Here is a 24,878-nt window from a genome sequence, read left to right on the forward strand (position 1 = left end):
CGCAATGCAACAGCCGGAACCAAAGCACGGGGAGAACCGTTCGGAAACCGTTCATCTCCTGTTCAAGATGACATCCGTATGACAGATACACGACAGTTTTATGAAGTTTGGAGAAGGCCTTGGCCCTGTTCACTCCCGCAGCCGTGGCAATCGAAGCCAATGAAGGGCTTGCCGTAGAGGCAGGCTTCCTCGCGCGTCATGCCAAGGCGCTCGCCGTCCTGCGCTCGCTCGCCGTCTCCGGCGTGCTGGCCCTTGCGACGGTCATCGTGATCGAACTGATCACGCGCGGCTCCGTGCAGCAGACCTATGCCTACCTGACCAATCTCCAGCAGCCCGGCTGGACCACGACCGGCGTCTTCTTCCTGCTCTACCTTGCCATCGACGCGCTGATCGGCCGGCAGCACAAGGCCGTGCTGCTCGTTTCGCCCCTCGTCGTGCTGATGGGCGTCATCTCGCAGCAGAAGCAGGTCTTCCTCACCGACCCGCTCTATCCGACCGACCTGCTCTTCGGTCGCCAGATCCTCGAATTGATGCCGGTTCTGGTGCAGGACCGTCCGTGGACCGCCGCGGCGCTTGCCGTCGCGATCGTCGCCGCCGTCGTCGGCCTCGTCAGCCTGTGGGTCTTCGCCTGGCGCCGCTTCCGGCCGCTGACGACGAAGGAGCGCCTGACGCGCCTTGCCGTCGCCCTGCCGCTGCTCGCGGGCTTTGCCTCCATCATGGACTACAACGAGTTCTCCTGGATGCGCGACCGCCTTAAGGTCTTCCCCATCATGTGGGACCAGGCGGAGAACTATCGCCACAACGGCTTCGTCATGGCCTTCGCCATCAACCTGCCGATGGCCAATGTCCAGGCTCCGTCGGGCTACATGCTCGACGCCATCGACAAGATCCCGTCCAAGCCCCTTCCCGCCGGCACGACGCACCGTTCAAAGCCCGACGTCATCGTCGTGATGAGCGAGTCGCTGTGGGATCCGACGCGCATCCAGAGCGTGAAGCTCTCGCCCGATCCGATGCCGGTCATCCGCGAGAATGCGAGCGGCAACGTCTTCTCGCCGGAATTCGGCGGCCTCACCGCCAATGTCGAATTCGAGGCGCTGACGGGCTTCTCCAATGCCTTCCTGCCGACGGGCAGCATCCCGTACCAGCAGTATGTGCGCAAGCCGATCCCCTCGCTCGCCACGTTCTTCCGCGCGGAAGGCTATACGGCGCGCGCCATCCATCCGTTCTCCGGCTGGTTCTGGAACCGTTCGAGCGTCTACAAGGCCTTCGGCTTCGAGACCTTCAAGGACATCGACAAGATGCCGCCGCTGGCAAAGCGCGGCAACTTCACCTCGGACGAGGCGCTGACGAAGGAGATCATCCGCCAGGCCGACATGCAGGAAGACCCGTTCTTCTTCTTCGCCGTCACCCTGCAAGGCCACGGCCCCTATGACGACGGCCGCTACGCGAAGACCGACGTCGCCATCGACGGCAAGCTCGACGCCCGCGACAACCGCATGCTCGCGAGCTACGCCGAAGGCGTGAAGGAAGCCGACAGCAGCCTGAAGATGCTGATGGACTGGGCGAAGGAACGCGACCGCGAGACGATCATCGTCGTCTTCGGCGACCACCTGCCGCCGCTCAACACGGTCTACAAGAATTCCGGCTACATGAAGGGCATCACCGCCGCGCGCAAGGGCACGGCCGAACAGATGAAGAAGGAGCACGAGACCCCGCTCGTCATCTGGTCGAACAAGACCGGCGCGCAGAAGGATGTCGGCACGATCAGCCCGGCCTTCCTGTCCTACTACATCCTCAAGGAAGCCGGCTTCGAGCACCCCTACTACACCGGCTTCCTCGGCAAGGTGCACGACAAGCTGCGCGTCATCGACCGCTACATGCTGATCGACGCCAAGGGCGAAGCCACCGCCGAATGGGCGCGCAAGAAGACGGTCGACCCGCTGGTGCGCGACTTCCGCTTCCTGCAGCACGATATCATGTTCGGCAAGCAGTACGGGCTGGAACGCTTCTTCGACTCCCATGCGGAACTGATGTCGGCGGGCTACTGATTTTCGCCGGAAGAGCGCTAGGTTAAGGGACCGATTCCCGTTCCGGAGCCTCACCATGAAAGCATTCGACGACGCCGCCCAGATCCTCTTCGGCAAGCCCGCCGACCAGCTCGACGAGACCGAGCGCGAAGTTCTGCTTCATTCCCGCGAGGGGCGCATCCTGTCCGAGGACAGGAACATCGCCTACCAGTCGAAGCAATCCGTCGGCGAGCGCGTCGCCGACGCCATCGCCCGCATCGGTGGCTCCTGGTCCTTCATCATCGGTTTCCTGGCCTTCCTTGTCGTCTGGACGATCGCCAATACGCTCCTGCTGACGAAGGACGCCTTCGACCCCTATCCCTTCATCTTCCTCAATCTCGTGCTGTCCATGCTCGCCGCCCTGCAGGCGCCGATCATCATGATGTCGCAGAACCGGCAGGCCGCGCGCGACCGCTTCGAGGCCTCCAAGGATTACGAGGTCAACCTGAAGGCGGAGATCGAGCTGATGGCGCTGCACCACAAGATCGACACGCATTTCCTCGACGAGATCGCCGCGCTCAAGCTGGAGGTCCTGCGCCTGCACGAGGCGCTTCGCCAGAAGGAATAGGCCTACCGGTCGCTCTGCGCGAACTGCGGCGCGCCGTCGTCGATCTCATAATAATCGCCCTTGTCGGCGCAGAAGATATGCACGCCGATCTTCAACCCGGTCGGCTGGTCGAAGGCTCCGGCCATGATCGAGGTGTAGTCGGAACCATCGCTCTTCCAGAAGAGCGCGGAGCCGCAGGTGCGGCAGAAGCCACGGCTTGCCGTGTCGCTCGCCCGATACCAGCTGACATTGTCACCGCCCTCCACCGTCAGCCCCTCGTCGAGCACATTGGTCGCGGCATAGAAATGCCCGGTCTGCCGGCGGCACTGGTTGCAGTGGCACGCGATCACGTCCCGCAGCCGGCCACGGGTGCGGAAATACACGACGCCGCAAAGGCAATGGCCCGAATGGTCTTCGCTCATCTTTCCTCCCAAAAGAAAACCGGGCCAGCTTGGTCAGCCGGCCCGGTCCTGTCAATTTCACAATACTGAATGCATGCATCAACTCTGCTAATTAACAGAGACGAAACATGAACGGATCGCGATCAGCCGTTCACGACCATGCGCTTCTCGTCGCGGCCGCCCTTCATGCGCTCGGCAAGAAGGAAGGCGAGTTCCAGCGCTTGGTCGGCATTGAGACGCGGGTCGCAATGCGTGTGGTAGCGGTCGGCAAGGTCGTCGCCCGAAAGCGCCCGTGCGCCGCCCGTGCATTCCGTCACGTCGTTGCCGGTCATCTCGATATGGATGCCGCCCGGATGCGTGCCTTCTGCGCGGTGGATCTGGAAGAAGCTCTCCACTTCCGACAGGATCCGCTCGAAGGGGCGGGTCTTGTAGTTGTTGAGCGTGATCGTGTTGCCGTGCATCGGATCGCAGGACCAGACGACCTTCTTGCCTTCCCGCTCGACAGCGCGGATGAGGCGCGGCAGGTGTTCGGCGACCTTGTCGTGGCCGAAGCGGCAGATCAGCGTCAGGCGGCCGGCCTCGTTCTGCGGGTTCAGGAGGTCGATCAGTTCCAGCAGGCCATCGCCGGTCAGCGACGGGCCGCACTTGAGACCGATCGGGTTCTTGATGCCGCGGCAGTATTCGATATGCGCATGGTCGGGCTGGCGTGTACGATCGCCGATCCATATCATGTGGCCGGACGTCGCGTACCAGTCGCCCGAGGTCGAATCGACGCGGGTCAGCGCCTGCTCGTAACCGAGCAGCAGCGCCTCATGGCTGGTGAAGAAGTCCGTCTCGCGCAGGTTCGCGTGGTTCTCCGAGGTGATGCCGATGGCCTTCATGAAGTCCATGGTCTCGGAAATCCGGTCGGCGAGCTTGCGGTAGCGCTCGGCCTGCGGCGAATCCTTGACGAAACCGAGCATCCACTGGTTCACGTTGTCGAGATTGGCGTAGCCGCCCATCGCAAAAGCGCGCAGCAGGTTCAGCGTCGCGGCCGACTGGCGGTAAGCCATGATCTGGCGTTCCGGGTTCGGAATGCGGGCCTCTTCGGTGAATTCGATGCCGTTGATGATATCGCCGCGGTAGGACGGCAGCGATACATCGCCCTGCTTCTCGATGCCCGAGGAACGCGGCTTGGCGAACTGGCCGGCAATACGGCCGACCTTGACCACCGGCTGCTGGGCGCCGAAGGTCAGCACCACGGCCATCTGCAGGAAGGCGCGGAAGAAGTCGCGGATCGTGTCGGCGCCGTGCTCGGCGAAGCTCTCGGCGCAGTCGCCACCCTGAAGCAGGAAGCCCTTGCCCTCGGCCACGTTCGCAAGCGCCGTCTTGAGGCGGCGTGCCTCACCGGCGAAGACGAGCGGCGGAAATTTCGCAAGGCGCTCTTCGGTCGCCGCCAGCGCGGCGAGATCTGGGTAATCCGGAACCTGCTGGATGGGCTTCTGCCGCCAGCTGCTCGGCGTCCAATTCTGTGCCATTTCACTCACCTGTCCTGAAGCGTCCGCAAGCCGGCGAACGCCACTCCTTTTTGAAGATGCGGGCTTATAAACCGTTAGATGGGTCTTGCATAGCCGCAGTTCCAGCGAACGGCTATTCCAAATACGCCGTCACACCCGCTGTCCGTTACGCACGCGATAGCTCGGCTGGTACATGGTCACCAGCTCCTCCGTCGCCGTCGGATGCACGGCCATGGTGCGGTCGAAATCGTCCTTGGTGACGCCGGCCTTCAGCGAGATGCCGAGGAGCTGCGCCATCTCGCCGGCCTCGTGGCCGAGGATATGCGCGCCGACCACCTTGCGGTCCGCCGCATTGACGACGAGCTTCATGATCGTCTTCTCCTGCCGCCCCGAAAGCGTCGCCTTCATCGGCCGGAATTCGGCGCGGTAGATTTCGAGATCGTCGAACACCTTCGCCGCTGCCTCCTCGCTAAGGCCCACGGTGCCGATTTCCGGCTGCGAGAAGACGGCGGTGGCGATGAGATCGTGGTCGGGCGAGACCGGCTTGCCACGGAACTCCGTCTCGATGAAGCACATGGCCTCGTGGATCGCGACGGGCGTGAGCTGCACGCGGTCGGTCACGTCGCCGAGCGCGAAGATGCCGGGCACGTTGGTGCGCGAATAGTCGTCGACGAGGATCGCGCCCCGCTCGTTCACCGCGACGCCCGCCGTCTCCAGCCCGAGGCCGCCGGTGTTGGGCACCCGGCCGAGCGCCAGCATGACCTGATCGACAGTCAGCGTCTCGCCCGCCTTGGTCCTCACGACGCGGCTCCCGCCCTCGCCTTCGGCGACGCTGGTGATGATGTCCTCGCAGACGATGCGGATGCCCTTGGCGATCATGGCCGACTGCACGCCCTGGCGCATGTCGTGGTCGAAGCGCGAGAGGATCTGCTTGCCGCGATAGATCAGCGTCGTCTCGACACCGAGGCCGTGGAAGATGTTGGCGAACTCGACCGCGATATAGCCGCCGCCGGAAATCAGGATGGATTTCGGCAGCACCGGCAGATCGAAGGCTTCGTTCGAGCTGATGCAGAGTTCATGGCCGGGCAGATCGGCATGTGGCGTCGGGTGGCCGCCGACGGCGATCAGGATGCGCTCGGCCGTCACCAGCTCGCCCGTTGCCTTCAGCCGGACCGTGTTGGGGCCGGCCAGCTCGGCGCGGGTGGCAAGGATGGCCGCGCCGGAATTCTCCAGCCCCTTGCGATAGAGGCCTTCAAGACGCGTGATCTCCTTCTCCTTTGCGGCGACCAGCGCCGACCAGTCGAAGCGCGTCTCGCCGACCTGCCAGCCGAAGCCGGCGGCATCCTCGAAATGCTCGGGAAACTGCGAGGCATAGACATAGAGCTTCTTCGGCACGCAACCGCGGATGACGCAGGTGCCGCCGAAACGGAATTCCTCCGCAATCGCCACCTTCTTGCCCATGCCTGCCGCAAGGCGCGCGCTGCGCACGCCGCCGGAGCCTCCGCCGATCACGAAGAGGTCGTAGTCGAATGTCGTCATGTCGGGATCTCCTGCGGGCGCGTCTGGCGGGATGCCCGCCGCGCGAATCCGCCGCCGGGCCATGCACATATAGGAACAGCAAGGGCAAAAGGAAAAGGCCGCGTCACCGCGGCCTTGCAAAGACAGGAAAGGCGGCCCCGGGGCCGCCTTCCGCGTGTCGTCTTACTGCTGCGGCTGCGCTTCACCGCCTTCGGCGGGCTTCGTCGCGCCGACCATCGCGTCGAGCTTCTTGCTGCTTTCGGCGCGCAGGTCGCGATCGACGCCGGTCGCCCAGATCTCGGCGGCCTTCATGATTTCGCGCGTGGCGATCGGGCCATCGGCCAGGAGCTTCTTGCCGACGGCCGAGCCGTAGAAGTCGGCGATGGCCTTCAGTTCGTCCTGCGTGAAGGTCTTGGCGTAGATGGTCGCCGCCTCCTTCTCGAGGTCGGCGCGGCGCGGCGCGAGCGAGAGCGCCTGCTCGTCGACCACGGCGTTGATCTCGGCCTCGTGATTCGGCGAGGCCTGAACGAAGGTCGACTTCACGCGCATGGCGAGGCTCGGCAGGATATTGTCGAAGCTGCTCGTCGCGCCGATGGCGTCAATGGCCGAGCGGGCGGTCTTGATCTGCTCGTCCGTGACTTCCTGCGCCTTGGCGACGCCGACAAGGCCTGCCGAAACGATGAGGGTCGCCACGAGGGTCCGGCCGAAACCAGCAAATTTGATCATGTCGGTCTGTGCTCCTGTCTATTCTTTTGCCGTCAGCGTGCGCGCACCAGCGGGTCCCGCGATGATGGCAAGCGACGCCATATTGATGAAGAGGCCGTGTTCGACGACGCCCGGTATGTCGTTGAGATTGCTTGCAAGCGCATCTGCATCAGGAATGCGGCCAAAAGATGCGTCGAGAATGTAGTGTCCACCGTCCGTCATGAAGGTGTCCGCGCCGGACATGCGCAGCGCGATTTCGCCGGAAAGCCCGAGGCGCGCGGCCACCTTCCCGATGGCGATGCGCGTGGCGACGAGACCGAACGGATTGACCTCGATCGGCAGCTTGAAGGCACCGAGCGTGTCGACGACCTTGGTCTCGTCGGCGATCACGATCATGCGCTGCGAGGCGCTGGCGACGATCTTCTCGCGCAGCAACGCGCCGCCGCCGCCCTTGATGAGGCGCAGCCTGCCGTCCACTTCGTCGGCACCATCGATGGTGAGGTCGAGTTCCGGCAGTTCGTCGAGCGACTTCAGCGGCACGCCGAGTTCGACGCAGAGCCGCGCCGTGCGCTCGGAGGTCGGCACGCCCTCGACCCGAAGGCCGCCGGCCACCTTTTCCGCCAGTAGCCGCACGAATTCCTCGGCGGTCGAACCGGTGCCGATGCCGAGGCGCATGCCGTCTTCCACATGGGCGAGCGCGGCCTCGGCGGCCTTGATCTTCATTTCCCGGGCGTCCATGCCCCAAAACTCCCTGAATGATTGCATCCGGCGCGCGAAGCAGCCGGAATTCCGGTGAGACACTTACACGCCCTGAAACGCAAACGAAAGCCCAAAACGCCGCATCCCCGGAGGCCGACAAGCCGATTGCAAATGCCGCCGGCATGGCATACCGAAGGTGTCCTCCCTTCCCCTATCCCCTCGCAAGGTTGCCCATGTCCGCTTCTCTCGTTGTCTTCGATCTCGACGGTACGCTCATCGATACGGCGCACGATCTCGTGGCGAGCCTCAACCATACGATCGGCCTCGAAGGCCTCGAACCGGTCGGCTTCGGCGACCTCACCTATCTGGTCGGCCATGGTGGCCTCGTGATGATCAGGCGTGCCTTCTCGCTGCGCGGCCGTGAGATCTCCGACGACGACCTCCAGCGCATGCTCGGTGTCTTCGTCGAGCATTATTCGAAGGCCATGCCGGGCGTATCCACGCCCTATCCCGGCCTGACCGATGCCATGGACCGCCTGTCCGGCGCGGGCTACCGGCTTGCCGTCTGCACGAACAAGCTGGAAGGCCTCGCCCGCCGCCTTCTCGACGGCCTCGGCCTCACCGCACGCTTCTCCGCCATCACCGGCGGCGACACCTTTACCGTACGCAAGCCGGATGCCGAACATCTGCTCGGCACCGTGCGCCTCGCCGAGGCGGACCCTCAACGCACCGTCATGATCGGTGACAGCCTCAACGACATGCTCGTCGCCCGCAATGCCGGCGTACCGTCGATCGGCGTGCCCTTCGGCTATTCCGACGTCCCGGTCGCCGACCTCGAACCGAGCCACATCATCGCCCATTTCGACGAGCTGACGCCCGATCTCGTGGAGCGCCTTATCGCCCGCTGAAACGCGAAAGGGCGCGCCTAACGCAAGGCGCGCCCTTCTTTCAGCCCTTTGGCAAGATCAGCCCTGCGCCTGCCGCGCCGCGCGTGTCGCCTCGAACGCCTTACGCATATAGTCGTCGCGGCCATAGACGTCGTCGAAATACTCGACCGCACCGTCCTTGTTCGGCCAGGCGGTGAAATAGGCGATATAGATCGGAATGTCGGCCTTCACGGGCAGCGCCCGGTTACCGCCGGCCGCGATCTCCTTGCCGACATCCGCCTCGCTGACGCCCAGCACCGCCGCCGCCATCTTGCGCGGCTCGGCAAGGCGCACGCAGCCATGGCTCAGCGCCCGCATGTCCTTCTTGAAGAAGCTCTTCGAGGGCGTGTCGTGCATGTAGATCGCATGCGTATTGGGGAAGAGGATCTTCAACTCGCCCAGCGCATTGTCGCCGCTCGGCGGCTGGCGCACGGAAACGCCGGCCGTGGAGCCGTGCCAGTTGACCGAGGACGACGGCACCGCCCGCCCGCCGACGGCCACTTCGTAGCCCATGCGATCGAGATAGGACGGGTCGTTGCGCAGCTTCGGCAGCATCTCGTTGATGATGATCGACTGCGGCACGCCCCAGTACGGGTTGACCTCGACGGTCTGCACGCGGTCCTCGAAGAAATAGGTCTGGTTCGACTTGGAGCCGACAACCGTGCGCATCGAGAACTTCTCGCGACCATCCTCGTGGTAGTAGACCATGAAAGCGGGCTGGTTGATGAAGACATGGCGCGCGCCGAGATCGACCGGCAGCCAGCGGGCCTGTTCCAGCGCCACCTCGAGCTTGGCGACCTTGTCGGCGACGGAATCGCCGCCAACCAGCTTGCGGATCGAGGCCTTGCCGACGACGCCGTCCGGCTTCAGGCCGTTTTCCTTCTGGAAGGCTTCCATGAGGGCGACCAGCTCGGGCGTATAGTCCGGCGTGCCCTTGTAGGTGGCGATAGTCACCGAATGATCGGTCTTCAGCGCGTCCGAACCGTGCCTGACGACACCCTTGATGATGTTGGCGAGTTCCGGGTTGCTCTCGCCGGGCTTGAGCAGCGTGCCCTCGGCGATGACCACGCGGTCGTCGCCACCGGTCTCGGCCCGCAGCTTCGAAAGCTCGGCCTTCAGCACGCGGAAATCGTCGTTCAACGGCGAGCGGCTTTCCAGATAGTTCCGGATATTGCCGCTGAGCACGACGTTCTTCAGCGCCGCGACGAGGTTGACGTCCTTGCGCTTGAAGTCGTGGTAGCCGGAAATCCGGTTCGGATCGATACGACCGCGAACCGCATCCTGGACATAGGTCGCGACGGCGGAGGACAGGGCGACCTCGAAGGTGGCCAGCTCGCTGTAGCGCTTGTTCATGTCGGCGCTGTCGAAGCTGTCCGGCGGGATCTGAACCGCATAGTCCCAGGGATCGAGGCCGACGGATGCGGCGTCGGCAAGCACGGCGATGGCAGTCTTGGCCTTCTCGCTGATGCCCGTGCCGTCGATCCAGACGAGCTTCTTGTAATCGCCGTAGAACGTCTCGACCGCCTTGGCGGCGTCGGGCGTCGCACGCACGTCCACCGTGGCGAAGGCGGCGCGAATGCCGGCATCGCCCGCCGGCGCGACGTCCGTGGAAATGGAGCTGGTCACGACGGGATCGGCCAGCTTGTCGACGGCGACACGCTTCAGCGCATCGGCCTTGTAGGTATAGTAGCGCGGGCCGGTGACGCGCGGCAGGGGCTTGGCCTCCTGCTTCACCGTGGCGTTCGGCAACGAAGCGCCGCTATCGACGCCGGGGAGCGGCTCGCGCGCAGGCTCCTTCTTCTTGCCGCCACGCAGAATGTCCATCAGCGTGATGGCATTGGCAGGTGCGGCAGGCAGCGTGATGGCGGCGCAGGAAACGGCCAGCGCGGCGGCCAGCACGGCAGTCTTTGTCAGCTTCATATGTCGTAATCCATTCCCGTATGAACCGCCCGTCGCGGTCTCTGGCGGCGCCCGAACCAGCAGGCCGGTAAGTTATAGGAAAGGATGGTGAATGAAAAGGAAACGCCCCTTCCCGCCGCCCCTGCCGAGCCTCACGAAACCGTTATGCCGGACCTTGAAAGGCAAGACGCGCGAGCGGGCGTAAAAATTTGAATCGATGCGGATTTTTTGCGTTCAGGCAGGTTCTCCCTGCCGCTCCTCGAAAAAATCCACAAAAAATGAGCCGCCGGTTGTGATGGAAAAAGCACAGGCCCGGCGGGACCGCCGGCTGTCTTGGGAAACAGCCTTGCCGCGCCTAATCGATTTTACCCGAAAGTCTCGTCTCCCATTGGGGATTCCGCCCTTGCAACCGGGTCTGAGATGGGCCAGAGATTTGCGCGATTTTTCGCGCCAGCGCGGCCCTTCTCGAACGGTCCGCGCTCGCCCGGCGTGCCGCGCCCCATGCGGCGGCATCACCGGCGGCTGGACGAAGCGCATGGGCTTAAAGCGGGAAGCAAAATGACATCGACGCGCACGGAAACGGATACATTCGGCCCCATCGAAGTGGACAACAGCCGCTATTGGGGCGCGCAGGCCCAGCGCTCGCTCGGCAACTTCAAGATCGGCTGGGAAAAGCAGCCGCTGTCCGTCGTCCGCGCCCTCGGCATCGTCAAGCAGGCCGCCGCCCGCGCCAATACGGAACTCGGCCGCCTCGACCCCAAGCTCGCCGACGCGATCGTCGCCGCCGCGCAGGAAGTCATCGACGGCAAGCTTAACGATCACTTCCCGCTCGTCGTCTGGCAGACGGGTTCGGGCACCCAGTCGAACATGAACGCCAACGAGGTGATCTCCAACCGGGCCATCGAAATGCTCGGCGGCGTCATGGGCTCCAAGAAGCCGGTGCATCCGAACGACCACGTCAACATGAGCCAGTCGTCGAACGACACCTATCCGACGGCCATGCACATCGCCTGCGCCGAGCGCATCGTCCACGACCTCCTGCCCGCCCTGAAGCACCTGCATGCCGCGCTCGAAGCCAAGGTGAAGGCCTTCAGCCACATCATCAAGATCGGCCGCACGCACACGCAGGACGCGACCCCGCTGACCCTCGGCCAGGAATTCTCCGGCTACGCCGCCCAGGTCGCCTCCGCCATCAAGCGCATCGAGCTGACGCTGCCGGGCCTTTGCGAACTTGCCCAGGGCGGCACCGCCGTCGGCACGGGTCTCAACGCGCCGGTCGGCTTTGCCGAGAAGGTCGCCGATCACATAGCCAAGATCACCGGCATCGCCTTCACGACCGCGCCGAACAAGTTCGAAGCGCTCGCCGCCCATGACTCCATGGTCTTCTCGCACGGCGCGATCAATGCAGCCGCCGCAGCGCTCTTCAAGATCGCCAACGACATCCGCTTCCTCGGCTCCGGCCCGCGCTCGGGCCTCGGTGAACTCGCGCTGCCGGAAAACGAACCCGGCTCGTCCATCATGCCCGGCAAGGTCAACCCGACCCAGTGCGAAGCCCTCACCCAGGTCTGCGCCCAGGTCTTCGGCAACCACGCCTCGCTGACCTTCGCCGGCAGCCAGGGCCATTTCGAGCTGAACGTCTTCAACCCGCTGATGGCCTACAACTTCCTGCAGTCCGTCCAGCTCCTGTCGGACGCCGCGATCTCCTTCACCGACAATTGCGTCGTCGGCATCGAGGCGCGCGAGGACAATATCAAGGCCGCACTCAACCGCTCGCTGATGCTCGTCACCGCGCTCGCCCCGAAGATCGGCTACGACAACGCCGCCAAGATCGCCAAGACCGCGCACAAGAACGGCACGACGCTGCGCGAGGAGGCCGTCGGCGGCGGCTATGTCACGAACGAGGAGTTCGACGAAGTTGTACGCCCGGAAAAAATGATTATGCCGGGTTGAGGAAGATTTTCCGAATATTCCACCAGAAAGGCCGCAGATCGTTGGATTTGCGGCCTTTTTTCCTTTCTGCTTCCCGTAACGGCAGTTACAACCGTTAATCATTCTCAAAGCATTTTCGCCTTATTTTAGGGAATGCAAGCCAACGCGGACAAGCAGGAGAAGCCGCCATGACCACGGCAGTTGCGCAGAAGGTCCAGGTGCCGGATATCGCGGCGCAGGTGACCTATGCCATGCGCATAATGAGCGTTTCTCCCATCCCGCGTAACTACGAGCTGTTCTACGAGGCCTATATCGGCTCGAATCCCAAGCTGACGCGCGAGCTTGCCGCTCTTGGCAACAAGGCCTCGCAGGAGGAGCTGGACGAGATCGGGGCGCAGTATTTCGGCCATCACCACGCCGCGACCTCCATCGACGGCGTCCAGTTGAAGATCGCCACCGAACTGGAAAGCCTGCTGCGCCTTCTCAAGCAGGAACAGACCTCGCTCGAAAGCTACAACAAGCTGCTCGACGAGACCTTCGTGCGCATCACGGCCAAGAACAGCACAAGCGTCGACATCATCAAGGGCGTCATCAACGTCCTCACGCAGGCAACAGGCGACACCATCACCCAGGGCAAGGAGATGGTGGAGAACGTCACGCAGAAGTCGCGCGAGATGGAAAACGTCCGCAAGGAGCTGGACGAATACAAGCGCATCGCCAACACGGATTCGCTGACGCAACTCTCCAACCGCCGCGCCTTCGACGACAAGCTCTCGGCGATCTACAATTCCACGATGTCGCGCAACGTCACCGCGCTGATCCTGGCGGATATCGACCATTTCAAGAAGATCAACGACACCTACGGCCACCCGGTCGGCGACAAGATCCTCGCCTCCGTCGGCAGCCTGATCCGCGCCCATGTGCGCAAGGACATCCTCGTGGCGCGCACCGGCGGCGAGGAATTCGCGATGATCGTCGAAGGCAACACCGAGGAAGAGGTGATGGGCATCGCCGAGCGCATCCGCGCCGCGCTGGAGAGCACGCCCTTCAAGAATTCCAAGACCGGCGTCAATTACGGCCCGATCACCATCTCGCTCGGCTTCTGCATGGCGTCCTGGGCGGAAGGTCCCGGCGAACTCTATTCCAAGGCGGATATCGCGCTCTACTGCGCCAAGAACGGCGGGCGCAACCGGGTCGTGGTGTTCGAGGACGGCATGAAGAAGGATTTCGCCAAGAGCTGGCTTATCTATCGCAAGTAGACCGGAGCGAACCCTCCCGAAACGGCGCCCCAGCGGCGCCGTTTTGCGTTTTGGCGAAGAATCCCCCTCCAAGCGCCGGCCCCGGTGGAACCACGGCGCCCCTCACGCGTTTTCGCGGCAGGAGGAGTAGCCATGCAAACCGGATTTTTCGAAATGATGATGATCGCCGTCCTGATGCTGAGCAGCCTCGTCTGGATACAGCCCTTCTGAGGCCTGTTCCCGCCGGAACATCGGCGCGCGCGGCGCTGCCCTAAAACATCCCCATCGGAACACGACGCCGGGCACGCAAGCCCCGGCCCTTCAAACGGGGACAGGACAATGAAAACGCTCGCCATCGCCCTTGCCGCAGGCCTTCTCGCCACCGCCGGCGCAGCCATCGCCGCCGACAACACGAACGGCCGGACTGAACTCGCTTCGCTTTCCTCCTCCGCGCAGAAGACGGGCTGGCTGCAGGTTCTGTCCGGCGGCAAGCCGGTGACGTCGGAAAAGAAGATTGCCGCCGTTTCCCGCGCCCCCATCGCCCGCGAACTCGTCACCTTCACCGAGAACGTCGCCCCGGGCACCATCGTGGTCGACAACTCGGAACGCCGCCTCTACCACGTGCTCGGCTCGGGCCTCGCCATGAAATACGCCGTCAGCGTCGGCCGCGAGGGCTTCATCTGGACCGGTTCGGAAAAGGTGACGCGCAAGACCGAATGGCCGACCTGGACGCCGCCGGCGGACATGCGCGCCCGCGAAGCCAGGAAGGGCAAGGTCCTGCCGGTTTCCATGAAGGGCGGCCTCGACAACCCGCTCGGTTCGCGCGCCATCTATCTCGGCTCGACCATCTACCGCATCCATGGCACCAATCAGCCGTCCTCGCTCGGCAAGGCGCAATCCTCGGGCTGCATCCGTATGGCGAACGAGGACGTCGAGCACCTCTATGCGCAGGTCACGACGGGCGCCACGGTGATTGTCAGGGACTGAACGGTCAGCGGCAGGCCGACGCGCCTGCCGCTTTCGCTATGGCGACCAGTTCCGGGCGATATTCGAAATGCATGGTGTCATAGTGATACCAGCGCCCGCCCCAGACAAAGCCGTACCGCTCGAAGATCTCGACGATCTCCAGCGGATATTTGTTGGCGTATTTCGGCACCCTGCCCGGCTTGCCGCCGGACCAGATCCAGTAGTCAGCGAATTTCGTGTTGAGATCGATGGCCGCGCCGAAGCTGTGAACCGACATGTTCGGCGCGCCGGACACCTTGCGCCAGTTGAAGGTTCCGGCAGAGGGAGCGAGATAGCGCTTCAGCCCGGGCTTTTCAGCAAGCGCGTCGCGTACCTTTTCCAGAGCCGCCGCCGCACCCTGCCGCCTGGTCACGCGCAGCATTTCGCCGAACCAGTCGACGGCGACAAGGTCGGCCTCCACCGCCTTTGCCGAGTTGCCGTAGAGCCGCATCATCAGCGCATCGCTGCGGACGCGGCCCGGATCGTCGTCGATCGCCGGTTTCCTGTCGCAGGCCCCGAGGGGATAGAGCTGCCGCAGGCTATCCTCGATATCTCCGGCGGCAAGCGCCGCCTGATGATCCTTGGCCTTGCCGTCATCGATCATGAGCGGCGGGCCGCCGTCGTGGAAGACAAGCCTGTTGCCCTCTACGCTGGCAAGGCTTTCCGGATAGGCCGCGACCAGCAGCTTGAGGCGGGCCGCAAGGTCCGGCTCGGCGGCGCCGGCCGACGACAGACCGGCCGCCAGCGCAGCCATCACGGCAAGGCAGCGCCTAGTCCACCGAGACGTTGATATAGTCGCCATCGCCACCGCGCCAGATTTCGACATGGATACGAACGTCGCCGTTCAACAGGGCGCGCGCCGCGCGGCGCTCGATCGTACCGTTGCGGATCATGCGCTCGGCAAGCTCGCGGTTGCGGGCGGAGGCGAAGAAACCGTCCACATCGTCGCCCGGCTGGCGGACGCCGAAGCGATGCACATTGGCGCGGTCCTGGCGGATGACCTGCCAGGGCTGCGTCAGGCGCTCGTCGTAGGAGTTATAGAGATCGTCCTGTCCGATATAGGCGCTGTAGCTTTCCAGCAGCTCGTCCGCCCGCGCCGCGCCCGCCGAAATCGTCAACACCGCGGCGCAAGCCGCCGCAAAAAGTCCTGCCCGCATGTCCTGCTCCCCATTCGGCCGCAGCCGTTCCCTGTCTAGACGGACCGGCCGGGCAGGATATTCGCCCGCCCGCCTCACCACATGGTTTTTGCGGCCCTGCCGGGCCATTCCCTGTCATAGACCCCGCCATCGAAATCCTTCCTGACCGAGGCGAGCATCTGCCCAACCGTCGGCAGGAGGGAGGGATCGCGGAATTTTTCGGGGTTCCAGAGGTCGGCGCGCAGAACGGCCCGGGCGCATTGCGGATAGACCGCCTGGACGGAGACGACGACGACCGAGCGCGGGTGCCGGCCATCCATGACGAAGCGCTGCGTGATCGCCTCGTCGACACGCACCACCGCGCGGCCGTTGACACGCATGGTCGTGCCGGAACCGGGAATGAGGAACATCAGCGCCACGCGCGGATCGCGCACGATGTTGGCAAGCGAATCGATGCGATTGTTGCCGCGCCAGTCCGGCAGCATCAGCGTGCGCTCGTCCTCGACATGGATGACCGATCCGGCATCGCCGCGCGGCGAGCAATCAAGCCCTTCCGGCCCGACGGTGGCGAGCGCCATGAAGGGCGAAGCCTCGATCATCGTGCGATATTCGGGCAGCAGATAATCCGTGACCTTGACCAGGGAAGCCTCGCCCGGCTCGCCGTAGAGCGCATTCAGTTCTTCGACCGAGGTGACGATGGTCATGCTCTTCTCCCGTGCGCTGCCCTGTTCCGGCGCACCGCACCCTCGCATGCCATCAACGGGACGCAAAGCCCCTCAGGCGGCGATGCGCCGCCCGTCCTCCGCCAGGAAATCGACGATGCGGCCGATCACCGGCTCGGCCGAAACGATCCGTCGGTGGCCGAAGCCGTTGGCCCATTCGAGCGTGACATTGGGACCGGAGGCGGCATAGCGGCGGGCGTGGCCCGCCGCCACCTCCTTGTCATCCTCGGCATGGACGACGAGCATCGGCACGTTCAGCCGCCCTGCCCCGTTCGCCGCGTCGAAGGCCGACAGCGGCGCACCGGCGATGCGCTCCACATGATCCTCCAGTGCGACCTGCGCCTTCGGATCGAGCTTCAGCAGCCGCCCGAGGTCCTTGAACAGCCAGGTCATTTCACTGGGCGAGCCGATGGTGACGAGCCGGCGCGGCCGGTGGGCCGGCACCGAGGGCACGAGGCCGCTCGCCGCGCAGGCGAGCGACGCACCACCGAAGGAGTGGCCGCAAAAATAATCGAAGCCGCCGAAGCGCTGCCAGGCCGCATCGATGGCGCGCACGGCCATCGGCAAAGTCAACGTGCGCCCGCGCGAAGCGCCGTGGCCCGGCAGATCGAGCGCGACCACCTCATGCCCGGCCGCGACCAGCCCCTCCGTCAGGGCCGCAAGATAGGCCGCCCGGGAGCCCCAGCCATGCACCACCAGCACCCGGCCGGCAAAGGCTTCGCACGGCCGCGCGGCAAAACGGTGCGCGACGGCCGTGCCGCCGGCAAAGCGCAGCTCCACGCGCTGCGCCTGCCGCATCCAGCCGTCGGAACGGGCCAGCAGCTCCTTCTCCTTCGCCGTGCGCGGCCTGCGGCCGGGCGTCGTCGCAAAGAGGCGGAAGGCGGCGCGGCCGGCCGCATGAGGAGAAACCTTGGCGACGCCCGAAAGCGCGAGCCGGATGACCTTCAAGCCAAAGGATGCCATAGTGGGAATCCGTAAAAAATGTTCAATGCTGAACAATAAAGTACAATGATGAACAAAAATCAAGCCTTCCCCTGGGATCATCCGCGCTTTCGAAGCTGGATTGGTGTTGCGCGCGCCTGCCAGCTCATGCAGCAGGCGATGACCAGGGCGATCGCCGACCTCGACATCAAGACGCCGCATCTCGACATCCTGATCAACCTCTACCGCTTCGACGGCATCTCCCAGCAGGAACTGGCCCGCAAGCTGCTCGTCGGCCGCTCGAACATGAGCATGCTGCTGCCGCAACTGGAAAAGCGCGGCCTGATCGAGCGCCGGCCCGACGCAAAGGACAAGCGCGTGCTGCGCCTGTCCCTGACGGATGCCGGGCGAGACCTCACCATGCAGGCGATGCACATCCAGACCGGCATGATCGAGCGCATCATGTCGCAGACGCCCGCCGACCGCTGCCTTCAGGTGGCCGAGGCGATTGAGGACATCATCCACATTCTCCAGACGATGGAGACGGACGGGGACGAGGCCTAGAGCATTTCCGGTGAACTCCGGTTCACCGGAAATGCTCTAGGTTTTTGTTTTTATCGCATTATCCGACGCCGAAGCGATCCCGCTTCGGCTGGAAATGCTCTAGACGGCCGCGACATCGTCCGCCCGCGTCGATTTCAGCGACAGGAACTCCCAGACGGCGACGCCGAACAGCACCGCGGCGGCAGCCATGAAGAGCTGGTAGGGCTCGACGGCAGGCGCGACCAGCGAGAGGCCCAGCAGCACAGCGATGCCGACAAGGTGCGACAGCGGCGAGCGGCCGCGGATCGCCGCCTTGAACCAGATATTGCCGAGAAGGAAGACGACCGGCCCGCCGATGATGGCGCTCGCCGTCTTGAAGTCGACATGGCCATGCGGATGAGCGAGCGCGAACTCCTCCGCCACCGCCGAAAGGACGATGCCCGCGACGATGGGGATATGGGCATAGGTGAAGGCCATGCGGGCAACGCGCCCCGGCGTCGCCGAATGCTCGATCAGGTGCGCCGCCTCGCCATGGCCGAAGCGGAAATAGATCCACCACATAGTCGCCGTCGAGAGGAAGGCGACGGCCAGGAGCACGACGGTGAAGCCGTCGAGCAGTTCCATGGCCGCGACCGTGCGCCCGGTGACGAGGATCGTCTCGCCGAGGCAGATGATGACGAAGAGCGCGCAGCGCTCCGCCATATGCTCGCCGGAGACCTGCCAGTCGCTCACCGTCGAGCGCCCGAGGCCCGGCACCGCGAAGCCGAGCGCCGGCGAGGCATATTCGATGCCGAGGGCGACAAGCCAGAGCGCCAGCCGCGCCTCGTGCTCGACAAAGGCGCCGGCAAGCCAGAACACGGCGGAAAATACGGTCCAGACGGTGATGCGCGTGAAGTTCAGGCTGTTCTCCGGCCAGTCCCGCCGCATGGCATAGGCCGTGAAGGCCGAGCGGCCGATCTGCATGGCGACATAGGTGAGCGCGAAGAGCAGCCCGCCCGCGCCGAAGGCCGTCGGGATGGCGATGGAGAGCATCAGCCCGAGGAACATCAGCGCGAAGAGCAGCAGGCGAACCGGCGCCTTGTCCGGATCCAGCCAGTTCGTCGCCCAGGTCGTGTAGATCCACACCCACCAGACGGCCAGCATCAGCATCGCCGCCTCCACGAGGCCGAGCGGCGAATAATGCGCGGCCAGCGAATGGGAAAGCTGGATGATCGTCAGCACGAAGACAAGATCGAAGAAGAGTTCGGCGAAGGCGACCTTGCCCTCGCTGGCGGTTCCCCGCGCGCGCAGGAACGCGGACTGGGCGAAGCGGTCGTCGTTCATCGCCGTCATGGCGGATCCTTTCGGTTAAAGGCGCTCGAGCCGCCGGTCGGGCACGATCCAGAGCAGTGCGACGGCGGCATAGATGAGATGGGAGATCACCGGCGAGACGAAGGCAAGCCCGATTGCCGCAAGATAGAAGAGCGGCGAGAAGCGCCCCTTGAAATCCCGCCCCAGCGCATCGCGTACCCGCGCGGCATCCGGATGCACGGCGACGATACGCACCTGCAATATCTCGTAGGCGATGGCCGAAAGCAGCAGGATCGCCCCGTAGAGCGCCGTGGGGATCGCTGCTGCCGGGTTGTTGCCCATCCAGGCGGTGACGAAAGGAATGAGCGACATCCAGAACAGCAGGTGCATGTTCGCCCACAGCACGCTGCCGCTGGCATTGTCGCAGACCGTCAGGAGGTGATGATGGTTGTTCCAGTAGATCGCGACATAGACGAAGCTGAGCAGGTAGCCGAGGAAGACCGGCATCAGCGGCAGCAGCGCCGCGAAGGTCGGCTCCTTCGGCACCGTCAACTGCAGCACCATGATCGTGATGATGATGGCGATCACGCCATCGCTGAAGGCTTCCAGACGTCCCTTGTTCATGCGCGCCTCATGTCCTTTTCATTAGACATGCCGCATGCTGCGCTGAGTCGCTACATGAGATTGCGTAACATCAATTCGCCCCATCCTCGGCATGGCGCTGGCGCTCCTCCTCCGCGGCCGCACGCTCCCTGCCGGTGCGCGCCGCCACGATATCGGCGGGCTGCGCGTTGCCGCGGATGAGCTGGCGGCCGGCATAGATGCCGCCGACCGTCTCGAGCGCGAAACGCTCGCGGTCGGTATCGCGGAATTCCTCCACCACCTCCGCCGCCAGTTCCTCGTCCTCGCCGAGCGCCTTCAGCGTCTCGCGGCTGAACATCATGGCGGATTCGAAGGTCTCGCGGATCTGGAAATCGACGCCCGCATGCACGAGGTCGATGGCGTGCCCGCGGTCATAGGCGCGGGCGAGAAGCGGCACAAGCGGGAATTCCTCGTGCACGACCTCCGCGATCTTCACCCCGGCCTCCTTGTCGTCGATGCAGATGAGGATGGCCTTCGCGGTCGCCGCGCCCGCCGCATGCAGGATGTCGATGCGCGCGCCGTCGCCGTAATAGACCTTGAAGCCGAAATCCGAGGCATCGCGCACGAATTCCGCGTCCTTGTCGATCAGCGAGAGCGTATAGCCCCGCGCCAGCAGCGGCTGGCTGACGATCTGGCCGAAGCGGCCGAAGCCGATCATCAGCACCGTGCCCTCGACATTCTCCGGCAGCGTCAGCCCCTCGATGGAGACCTGCGGCTTCGGCGCGAAACGATCGTGCAGCATGACCATCAGCGGCGTCAGGACCATGGAGATGATGATCGTCGCCGTCAGGATGGCGTTCTGCTCGCCATTGAGGATGCCGGCGGCAACGGCCGCGGCGTAGAGCACGAAGGCGAATTCTCCGCCCTGCGCCATCAGCACGGCGCGCTCCAGGCTTTCGCCGTGGCAGGTGCCGACGAGACGGGCGACGATATAGATGACGAGCGTCTTGGCGATCATGTAGCCGACGACGCTCGCCACCACGAGCTTCCAGTTGGCGGCGATCACCGTCAGGTCGATCGCCATGCCGACGCCGAGGAAGAAGAGGCCGAGCAGGATGCCGCGAAACGGCTCGATATCGGCCTCCAACTGGTGGCGGAACGCCGATTCGGACAGCAGCACGCCGGCAAGGAACGCGCCCATCGCCATGGAAAGGCCCGAGACCTGCATCGCGAGCGCCGAGCCGAGCACCACGAGCAGCGCCGCCGCCGTCATCACCTCGCGCGCGCCGGAGGCGGCGAGCACCCGGAACAGCGGGTTGAGCAGGTAGCGCCCGGCCAGCACCAGCGCGACGAGCGCGCCGACGGCGATGCCGATCGAAAGCCAGCGCTCCGATGCATCCGTCGCCGCCGCGCCCGTGCCGAGCAGCGTGACGATGGCGAGCAGCGGCACGATGGCGAGGTCCTCGAAGAGCAGGATGGCGATGATGCGCTGGCCCTTGAGCGTCGAGAGCGTCCCCCTCTCCTGCAGCATCTGCATGACGATGGCGGTGGAGGTCAAAACGAAGCCGGTGCCGGCGACGAAGGAGGGAATGAGCGGAAAGCCGAAGGAAAGCCCGATGCCCGTCAGCGCCGCCATGGCGGCAAGCACCTGCAAGGCCCCGAGGCCGAAAATGTCCTTGCGCATGCCCCAAAGCCGGGAGGGCTGCATTTCGAGGCCGATGATGAACAGGAACATCACCACGCCGAGTTCGGCGACATGGATAATCGCCTGCGGATCGGAAAAGAAGCCGAAGCCGAAGGGGCCGATCGCCAGCCCCGCCGCCAGATAGCCGAGCACCGAGCCGAGGCCGATCTTCTTGAAGACAGGCACCGCCGCGACGCCCGCCGCCAGCAGCACCACGACCTGGGTCAGATCGTTTGCATTCGCTTCCGCCGCCAAGGGCCTCTCCCGTTTCCCGATTGGATGCCCGGCCGTTACCGCGGCTTTTCGGATATATCGCGGCTCATGCCCTTCTCCGCAAGCTCGCGCTCGTAGTCCGCGAAGAACTCGGCGCCTTTTTCCCCGAGTTCCCGGAGATAGGACCATGTGTAGATGCCGGTATCGTGAAAGTCGTCGAAGCCGATGCGCACGGCGTAATTGCCCGTCGGCGTCATGGAGATGATCGCGACATTACGCTTGCCCGGCACCGTCACCTCCTGCCCCGGCCCATGGCCCTTCACCTCGGCGGAGGGCGAGCGCACGCGCAGCAGTTCGGCGGAAAGATCGAAGCTCGCGCCGTCGTTGAAGGTGACGACGAGGCGCTGGCGGTCCTTGGAAACGCGCAGTTCGGTGGGCCAGAGGTCACTCATGCCGGATCCTTTTCCCTTGGATTTCGCGAAGGACTATGCCGCATGCGGGGGATGTGCAAGGCTGAAAATGCTGTCATAATCGTCGCATCGGCTTGACGCCGCGCCCTTGGCGCACGACATGTCGGTAAGGAGGATGTGGCTTGAATTCGTATGCAGGAACCTGGAATGGCGCGAATCCGGTCGCGCAGTCCCAAGCGCCGATGATCGACCCCTTCGGGCGCGCCGTCACCTATCTGCGCGTCTCCGTCACGGACCGTTGCGATTTCCGCTGTACCTACTGCATGGCGGAGAACATGACCTTCCTGCCGAAGAAGGACCTCCTGACGCTGGAGGAATTGAGCCGGCTCTGTTCCGCCTTCATCGCCAAGGGCGTGCGCAAGCTGCGCCTCACCGGCGGTGAACCCCTCGTGCGCAAGAACATCATGCATCTCGTGCGCGAACTCGGCGCACATGTGCATGAAGGCCGCCTCGACGAACTCACCCTGACGACGAACGGCTCCCAGCTTTCCAAGCACGCGGCGGAACTGGTCGATTGCGGCGTCCGCCGCATCAACGTCTCCCTCGATACGCTCGACCCGGAAAAATTCAGGACGATCACCCGCTGGGGCGAGCTTTCCAAGGTCATGGAGGGCATCGACGCCGCACAGGCGGCCGGCCTCAAGATCAAGATCAACGCCGTGGCGCTGAAGGACTTCAATGATCGCGAGATCCCCGAGCTGATGCGCTGGGCGCATGGCCGCGGCATGGATCTCACCCTCATCGAAACCATGCCGATGGGCGAGATCGAGGAAGACCGCACCGACCGCTATCTTCCGCTCTCGCAAATGCGCGCCCGCCTCGCCGAAGAGTTCACGCTCACCGAAAATGCCTACCGCACCGGCGGCCCCGCACGCTACGTGACGGTCGAGGAGACCGGCGGCCGTCTCGGCCTCATCACGCCGATGACGCACAATTTCTGCGAAAGCTGCAACCGCGTCCGCCTCACCTGCACCGGCACGCTCTATATGTGCCTCGGCCAGAACGACGCGGCCGACCTGCGCCTGCCGTTGCGCGCCTCCGACGACGACGCCCTGCTCTCGCAGGCGATCGACGAGGCCATCGGCCGCAAGCCGAAGGGTCACGACTTCATCATAGACCGCCGCAACCGCCCGGCCGTCGCCCGCCACATGAGCGTCACGGGCGGCTGACCCGCCGAAGCGAGGTTCCGGTGAAAGTCCTGCTGGCCGCCCTCCTCTGCGCCGCGTTGCCCATGCCCGGCCTTGCCGCCGACCGCCCGGAGGGCATCGCGGCGGCGGAAGCGCTTGCAAAAGCCGCCTTCGGCACGGACTGCGACATGAACGGCATGGAGGACGTCCCCATGGCCGGCCCGGACGACGAGAACTACGGGCACTCTGTCTACCGCTTCTCCTACAAGCCGGATTACAATCCCGACGGCGACGCGGTCGAGGCCGTCCTATACCAGCTCTTCTGCGGCTCAGGCGCCTACAATATCCGCCATGCCTTCGTGCTGAAGAAGAGCGACGAGGAATCACTGAAACTCGTCGCCTTCGCCACGCCCGATCTAGACTATGCCTATGCGGACGAGGAGATGAGCAGGCTGAAAGCCGACCCGAAGGTTCGCGGTTTCCGCGCCACCGGCCTCCTCGTCAACGCAAGCTTCGACGAGAAGACCCGCGCCATCACCAGCCATGCCGCCTGGCGCGGCATCGGCGATGCCTGGGACAGCGGCGAATGGCTGTTCCGCAACGGCGACTTCATCCTGACCCGTTTCGAGGTCGATCCCACCTACGGCGACCCGGACCCGGCAGCCGAAAGCTATGTCGTCTACGAGGCCGGGAAATAGCGTAGCGAGCGCGCCTTGTCGGCTACCCGGTGGAAAATGCCGCCCATCGGGCCTATTAGGGGTGGAAAACGCTTGGAATCACCCGCATGAATACCAACTCGAACGGCCGGGGCGCGCTTTACATGGCGGTCGGCATGGCCGCCTTCACCTGTAACGACGCCCTCGTCAAATCCGTCACCCACGCCATGAACACGGGCCAGATCCTGTTCCTGCGCGGGCTGATGACGAGCGTGCTCGTGCTTTTCATCGCAAGGTGGATGGGCGCGCTCGGCTCCTGGCGGATCGTGCTGGAGCCGGCCGTAGCGCTACGCCTGGTTTCGGAGGTCTTCGCCTCCCTCGCCTATGTCTCCGCCCTCGGCGCCATGCCGCTCGCCAACACCTCGGCAATTCTCCAGGCCCTACCGCTCGCCGTCACGCTCGGCGCAGCGCTCTTCCTCGGCGAGGAAGTCGGCTGGCGGCGCTGGCTCGCCATCGCGGCCGGTTTCGCCGGCGTGCTGATCGTCATCCGCCCCGGCCCGGAAGGCTTTTCCATGGCGGCGATCTACGTCATCGCCTCGGTCATCGGCGCGGCGGCGCGCGACCTTGCAACGCGCAGGATCCGCAGCGACGTTCCCTCGATCTTCGTCAGCGCGGTCACGGCCGTGGTCATCACCCTGGTCGGCGGCGTGCTCGTCGTGCCGATGGGCGGCTGGCGGCCGGTGCCGCCGGATGTCCTCATGCGGCTGGCGTTGGCAAGCGCCCTGCTGCTCGTCGGCTACCAGACGCTCGTCACCGCCATGCGGACCGGCGAAATCTCCTTCATCGCCCCCTTCCGCTATACGAGCCTCATCTGGGCCATCGCCATCGGCTTCCTGTTTTTCGGCGAAGTGCCCGACTTCTGGATGACGGTGGGCGTCCTGGTCATCGTCGCCTCCGGTCTCTACACCTTCTACCGCGAGAACCTGCGCCGCACGAAGGCCGTGGCGCAGCGCTCCAAACCCGAATCCCCGTGACATTCTCATCCCTTGCCGCGGCCATCCGGAGCGACTAGACCCAAGGGAAGGCAAGCATGTCCGCGGGAGCG

At 64.6% G+C, this 24,878-nt stretch carries 24 protein-coding genes; 10 read left to right on the forward strand and 14 right to left on the reverse strand.

The features are described from left to right. Positions 1-119: 119 nt before the first annotated feature. Both MOE34_RS10040 and MOE34_RS10045 read left to right on the forward strand, forming a co-directional pair. Positions 120-2,048, forward strand: coding sequence for an LTA synthase family protein (locus MOE34_RS10040; protein WP_431522424.1), 1,929 nt, complete (start codon positions 120-122; stop codon positions 2,046-2,048). Positions 2,049-2,103: 55 nt separating this feature from the next. After that, positions 2,104-2,634: a DUF1003 domain-containing protein gene (locus tag MOE34_RS10045; protein WP_242223336.1), complete on the forward strand. Its 531-nt coding sequence runs from the start codon at positions 2,104-2,106 to the stop codon at positions 2,632-2,634. Positions 2,635-2,636: 2 nt separating this feature from the next. Here MOE34_RS10045 and MOE34_RS10050 read toward each other — a convergent pair whose 3' ends face one another. The 5 genes from MOE34_RS10050 to rpiA form a co-directional block, all read right to left on the reverse strand. Beyond that, a complete protein-coding gene (locus tag MOE34_RS10050; protein WP_242223337.1) occupies positions 2,637-3,035 on the reverse strand; it encodes a GFA family protein in 399 nt (132 codons plus the stop codon). Positions 3,036-3,157: 122 nt separating this feature from the next. Continuing rightward, positions 3,158-4,531 (reverse strand): class II 3-deoxy-7-phosphoheptulonate synthase, encoded by a 1,374-nt coding sequence (locus MOE34_RS10055; protein WP_160784431.1) that lies wholly within the window; start codon positions 4,529-4,531, stop codon positions 3,158-3,160. 129 nt (positions 4,532-4,660) lie between these two features. Further along, on the reverse strand, positions 4,661-6,049 hold the full coding sequence (gene gor / locus MOE34_RS10060; RefSeq protein WP_242223340.1) for a glutathione-disulfide reductase: 1,389 nt from the start codon (positions 6,047-6,049) through the stop codon (positions 4,661-4,663). Positions 6,050-6,211: 162 nt separating this feature from the next. Beyond that, positions 6,212-6,754, reverse strand: a complete 543-nt coding sequence (locus MOE34_RS10065; RefSeq protein ID WP_242223343.1) for a DUF2059 domain-containing protein — start codon at positions 6,752-6,754, stop codon at positions 6,212-6,214. An 18-nt stretch (positions 6,755-6,772) separates the two neighbouring features. Beyond that, the gene (gene rpiA, locus MOE34_RS10070; RefSeq protein ID WP_242223345.1) at positions 6,773-7,471 is read right to left on the reverse strand and encodes a ribose-5-phosphate isomerase RpiA; all 699 of its coding nucleotides are present in this window, start codon (positions 7,469-7,471) and stop codon (positions 6,773-6,775) included. Positions 7,472-7,665: 194 nt separating this feature from the next. On the opposite strand from rpiA, the gene MOE34_RS10075 reads away from it, so the two are divergent. After that, the gene (locus tag MOE34_RS10075) at positions 7,666-8,340 is read left to right on the forward strand and encodes an HAD family hydrolase (protein WP_242223347.1); all 675 of its coding nucleotides are present in this window, start codon (positions 7,666-7,668) and stop codon (positions 8,338-8,340) included. A 57-nt stretch (positions 8,341-8,397) separates the two neighbouring features. Here the strand turns inward: MOE34_RS10075 and MOE34_RS10080 are convergent, their stop codons facing one another. Continuing rightward, entirely contained in the window at positions 8,398-10,278 is a 1,881-nt protein-coding gene (locus MOE34_RS10080; protein WP_242223349.1) for a L,D-transpeptidase family protein, read from the reverse strand. 480 nt (positions 10,279-10,758) lie between these two features. On the opposite strand from MOE34_RS10080, the gene fumC reads away from it, so the two are divergent. The 3 genes from fumC to MOE34_RS10095 all read left to right on the forward strand — a co-directional run bounded on the left by fumC (position 10,759) and on the right by MOE34_RS10095 (position 14,411). Continuing rightward, entirely contained in the window at positions 10,759-12,207 is a 1,449-nt protein-coding gene (gene fumC, locus MOE34_RS10085; RefSeq protein ID WP_242223352.1) for a class II fumarate hydratase, read from the forward strand. A gap of 167 nt (positions 12,208-12,374) precedes the next feature. Beyond that, positions 12,375-13,445 (forward strand): GGDEF domain-containing protein, encoded by a 1,071-nt coding sequence (locus MOE34_RS10090; protein WP_242223353.1) that lies wholly within the window; start codon positions 12,375-12,377, stop codon positions 13,443-13,445. Between the two features lie 318 nt (positions 13,446-13,763). Next, positions 13,764-14,411 (forward strand): L,D-transpeptidase, encoded by a 648-nt coding sequence (locus MOE34_RS10095; protein WP_242223354.1) that lies wholly within the window; start codon positions 13,764-13,766, stop codon positions 14,409-14,411. Between the two features lie 4 nt (positions 14,412-14,415). Here MOE34_RS10095 and MOE34_RS10100 read toward each other — a convergent pair whose 3' ends face one another. From MOE34_RS10100 to MOE34_RS10115, 4 genes are all read right to left on the reverse strand, one after another. Then, entirely contained in the window at positions 14,416-15,183 is a 768-nt protein-coding gene (locus MOE34_RS10100; RefSeq protein WP_242223885.1) for a M15 family metallopeptidase, read from the reverse strand. A 16-nt stretch (positions 15,184-15,199) separates the two neighbouring features. Continuing rightward, entirely contained in the window at positions 15,200-15,586 is a 387-nt protein-coding gene (locus MOE34_RS10105) for a hypothetical protein (protein ID WP_242223355.1), read from the reverse strand. A 74-nt stretch (positions 15,587-15,660) separates the two neighbouring features. Then, the gene (locus tag MOE34_RS10110) at positions 15,661-16,269 is read right to left on the reverse strand and encodes a pyridoxamine 5'-phosphate oxidase family protein (protein ID WP_242223356.1); all 609 of its coding nucleotides are present in this window, start codon (positions 16,267-16,269) and stop codon (positions 15,661-15,663) included. Between the two features lie 72 nt (positions 16,270-16,341). Then, positions 16,342-17,250, reverse strand: a complete 909-nt coding sequence (locus MOE34_RS10115) for an alpha/beta hydrolase (RefSeq protein WP_242223357.1) — start codon at positions 17,248-17,250, stop codon at positions 16,342-16,344. A gap of 48 nt (positions 17,251-17,298) precedes the next feature. Between MOE34_RS10115 and MOE34_RS10120 the strand changes: the two genes are divergently transcribed. After that, entirely contained in the window at positions 17,299-17,772 is a 474-nt protein-coding gene (locus MOE34_RS10120; RefSeq protein ID WP_242223887.1) for a MarR family winged helix-turn-helix transcriptional regulator, read from the forward strand. Positions 17,773-17,871: 99 nt separating this feature from the next. Here MOE34_RS10120 and MOE34_RS10125 read toward each other — a convergent pair whose 3' ends face one another. The 4 genes from MOE34_RS10125 to MOE34_RS10140 form a co-directional block, all read right to left on the reverse strand. Then, complete coding sequence (locus MOE34_RS10125) at positions 17,872-19,083, reverse strand: low temperature requirement protein A (protein ID WP_431522425.1); 1,212 nt, start codon at positions 19,081-19,083, stop codon at positions 17,872-17,874. A 15-nt stretch (positions 19,084-19,098) separates the two neighbouring features. Continuing rightward, positions 19,099-19,665 (reverse strand): TMEM175 family protein, encoded by a 567-nt coding sequence (locus MOE34_RS10130; protein WP_242223358.1) that lies wholly within the window; start codon positions 19,663-19,665, stop codon positions 19,099-19,101. Between the two features lie 70 nt (positions 19,666-19,735). After that, positions 19,736-21,562, reverse strand: coding sequence for a monovalent cation:proton antiporter-2 (CPA2) family protein (locus MOE34_RS10135; RefSeq protein WP_242223359.1), 1,827 nt, complete (start codon positions 21,560-21,562; stop codon positions 19,736-19,738). 35 nt (positions 21,563-21,597) lie between these two features. Further along, positions 21,598-21,972, reverse strand: coding sequence for a gamma-butyrobetaine hydroxylase-like domain-containing protein (locus MOE34_RS10140; protein WP_242223360.1), 375 nt, complete (start codon positions 21,970-21,972; stop codon positions 21,598-21,600). Positions 21,973-22,172: 200 nt separating this feature from the next. Here MOE34_RS10140 and moaA point away from each other — a divergent pair, with 200 nt between their 5' ends. The 3 genes from moaA to MOE34_RS10155 all read left to right on the forward strand — a co-directional run bounded on the left by moaA (position 22,173) and on the right by MOE34_RS10155 (position 24,807). After that, on the forward strand, positions 22,173-23,159 hold the full coding sequence (gene moaA, locus MOE34_RS10145) for a GTP 3',8-cyclase MoaA (RefSeq protein WP_242223890.1): 987 nt from the start codon (positions 22,173-22,175) through the stop codon (positions 23,157-23,159). A gap of 20 nt (positions 23,160-23,179) precedes the next feature. Next, complete coding sequence (locus MOE34_RS10150) at positions 23,180-23,815, forward strand: DUF1176 domain-containing protein (RefSeq protein ID WP_242223362.1); 636 nt, start codon at positions 23,180-23,182, stop codon at positions 23,813-23,815. An 86-nt stretch (positions 23,816-23,901) separates the two neighbouring features. Beyond that, positions 23,902-24,807 carry a DMT family transporter gene (locus MOE34_RS10155; RefSeq protein WP_242223364.1) on the forward strand — a complete coding sequence of 302 codons (906 nt, stop codon included), beginning with the start codon at positions 23,902-23,904 and terminating at the stop codon, positions 24,805-24,807. Positions 24,808-24,878: the final 71 nt, after the last annotated feature.

It is taken from the genome of Shinella zoogloeoides (assembly GCF_022682305.1).
GTDB classification, from domain to species: Bacteria; Pseudomonadota; Alphaproteobacteria; order Rhizobiales; family Rhizobiaceae; genus Shinella; species Shinella zoogloeoides_B.

What these genes read in the sequence shown, in the direction of transcription:
- MOE34_RS10045 (WP_242223336.1), top strand. Translation starts at nt 2,104, where the DNA reads ATGAAAGCATTCGACGACGCCGCCCAGATCCTCTTCGGCAAGCCCGCC.
- MOE34_RS10050 (WP_242223337.1), bottom strand. Translation starts at nt 3,035, where the DNA reads ATGAGCGAAGACCATTCGGGCCATTGCCTTTGCGGCGTCGTGTATTTC.
- MOE34_RS10055 (WP_160784431.1), bottom strand. Translation starts at nt 4,531, where the DNA reads ATGGCACAGAATTGGACGCCGAGCAGCTGGCGGCAGAAGCCCATCCAG.
- gor (WP_242223340.1), bottom strand. Translation starts at nt 6,049, where the DNA reads ATGACGACATTCGACTACGACCTCTTCGTGATCGGCGGAGGCTCCGGC.
- MOE34_RS10065 (WP_242223343.1), bottom strand. Translation starts at nt 6,754, where the DNA reads ATGATCAAATTTGCTGGTTTCGGCCGGACCCTCGTGGCGACCCTCATC.
- rpiA (WP_242223345.1), bottom strand. Translation starts at nt 7,471, where the DNA reads ATGGACGCCCGGGAAATGAAGATCAAGGCCGCCGAGGCCGCGCTCGCC.
- MOE34_RS10075 (WP_242223347.1), top strand. Translation starts at nt 7,666, where the DNA reads ATGTCCGCTTCTCTCGTTGTCTTCGATCTCGACGGTACGCTCATCGAT.
- MOE34_RS10080 (WP_242223349.1), bottom strand. Translation starts at nt 10,278, where the DNA reads ATGAAGCTGACAAAGACTGCCGTGCTGGCCGCCGCGCTGGCCGTTTCC.
- fumC (WP_242223352.1), top strand. Translation starts at nt 10,759, where the DNA reads ATGCGGCGGCATCACCGGCGGCTGGACGAAGCGCATGGGCTTAAAGCG.
- MOE34_RS10090 (WP_242223353.1), top strand. Translation starts at nt 12,375, where the DNA reads ATGACCACGGCAGTTGCGCAGAAGGTCCAGGTGCCGGATATCGCGGCG.
- MOE34_RS10095 (WP_242223354.1), top strand. Translation starts at nt 13,764, where the DNA reads ATGAAAACGCTCGCCATCGCCCTTGCCGCAGGCCTTCTCGCCACCGCC.
- MOE34_RS10100 (WP_242223885.1), bottom strand. Translation starts at nt 15,183, where the DNA reads ATGGCTGCGCTGGCGGCCGGTCTGTCGTCGGCCGGCGCCGCCGAGCCG.
- MOE34_RS10105 (WP_242223355.1), bottom strand. Translation starts at nt 15,586, where the DNA reads ATGCGGGCAGGACTTTTTGCGGCGGCTTGCGCCGCGGTGTTGACGATT.
- MOE34_RS10110 (WP_242223356.1), bottom strand. Translation starts at nt 16,269, where the DNA reads ATGACCATCGTCACCTCGGTCGAAGAACTGAATGCGCTCTACGGCGAG.
- MOE34_RS10115 (WP_242223357.1), bottom strand. Translation starts at nt 17,250, where the DNA reads ATGGCATCCTTTGGCTTGAAGGTCATCCGGCTCGCGCTTTCGGGCGTC.
- MOE34_RS10120 (WP_242223887.1), top strand. Translation starts at nt 17,299, where the DNA reads ATGAACAAAAATCAAGCCTTCCCCTGGGATCATCCGCGCTTTCGAAGC.
- MOE34_RS10125 (WP_431522425.1), bottom strand. Translation starts at nt 19,083, where the DNA reads ATGACGGCGATGAACGACGACCGCTTCGCCCAGTCCGCGTTCCTGCGC.
- MOE34_RS10130 (WP_242223358.1), bottom strand. Translation starts at nt 19,665, where the DNA reads ATGAACAAGGGACGTCTGGAAGCCTTCAGCGATGGCGTGATCGCCATC.
- MOE34_RS10140 (WP_242223360.1), bottom strand. Translation starts at nt 21,972, where the DNA reads ATGAGTGACCTCTGGCCCACCGAACTGCGCGTTTCCAAGGACCGCCAG.
- moaA (WP_242223890.1), top strand. Translation starts at nt 22,173, where the DNA reads ATGATCGACCCCTTCGGGCGCGCCGTCACCTATCTGCGCGTCTCCGTC.
- MOE34_RS10155 (WP_242223364.1), top strand. Translation starts at nt 23,902, where the DNA reads ATGAATACCAACTCGAACGGCCGGGGCGCGCTTTACATGGCGGTCGGC.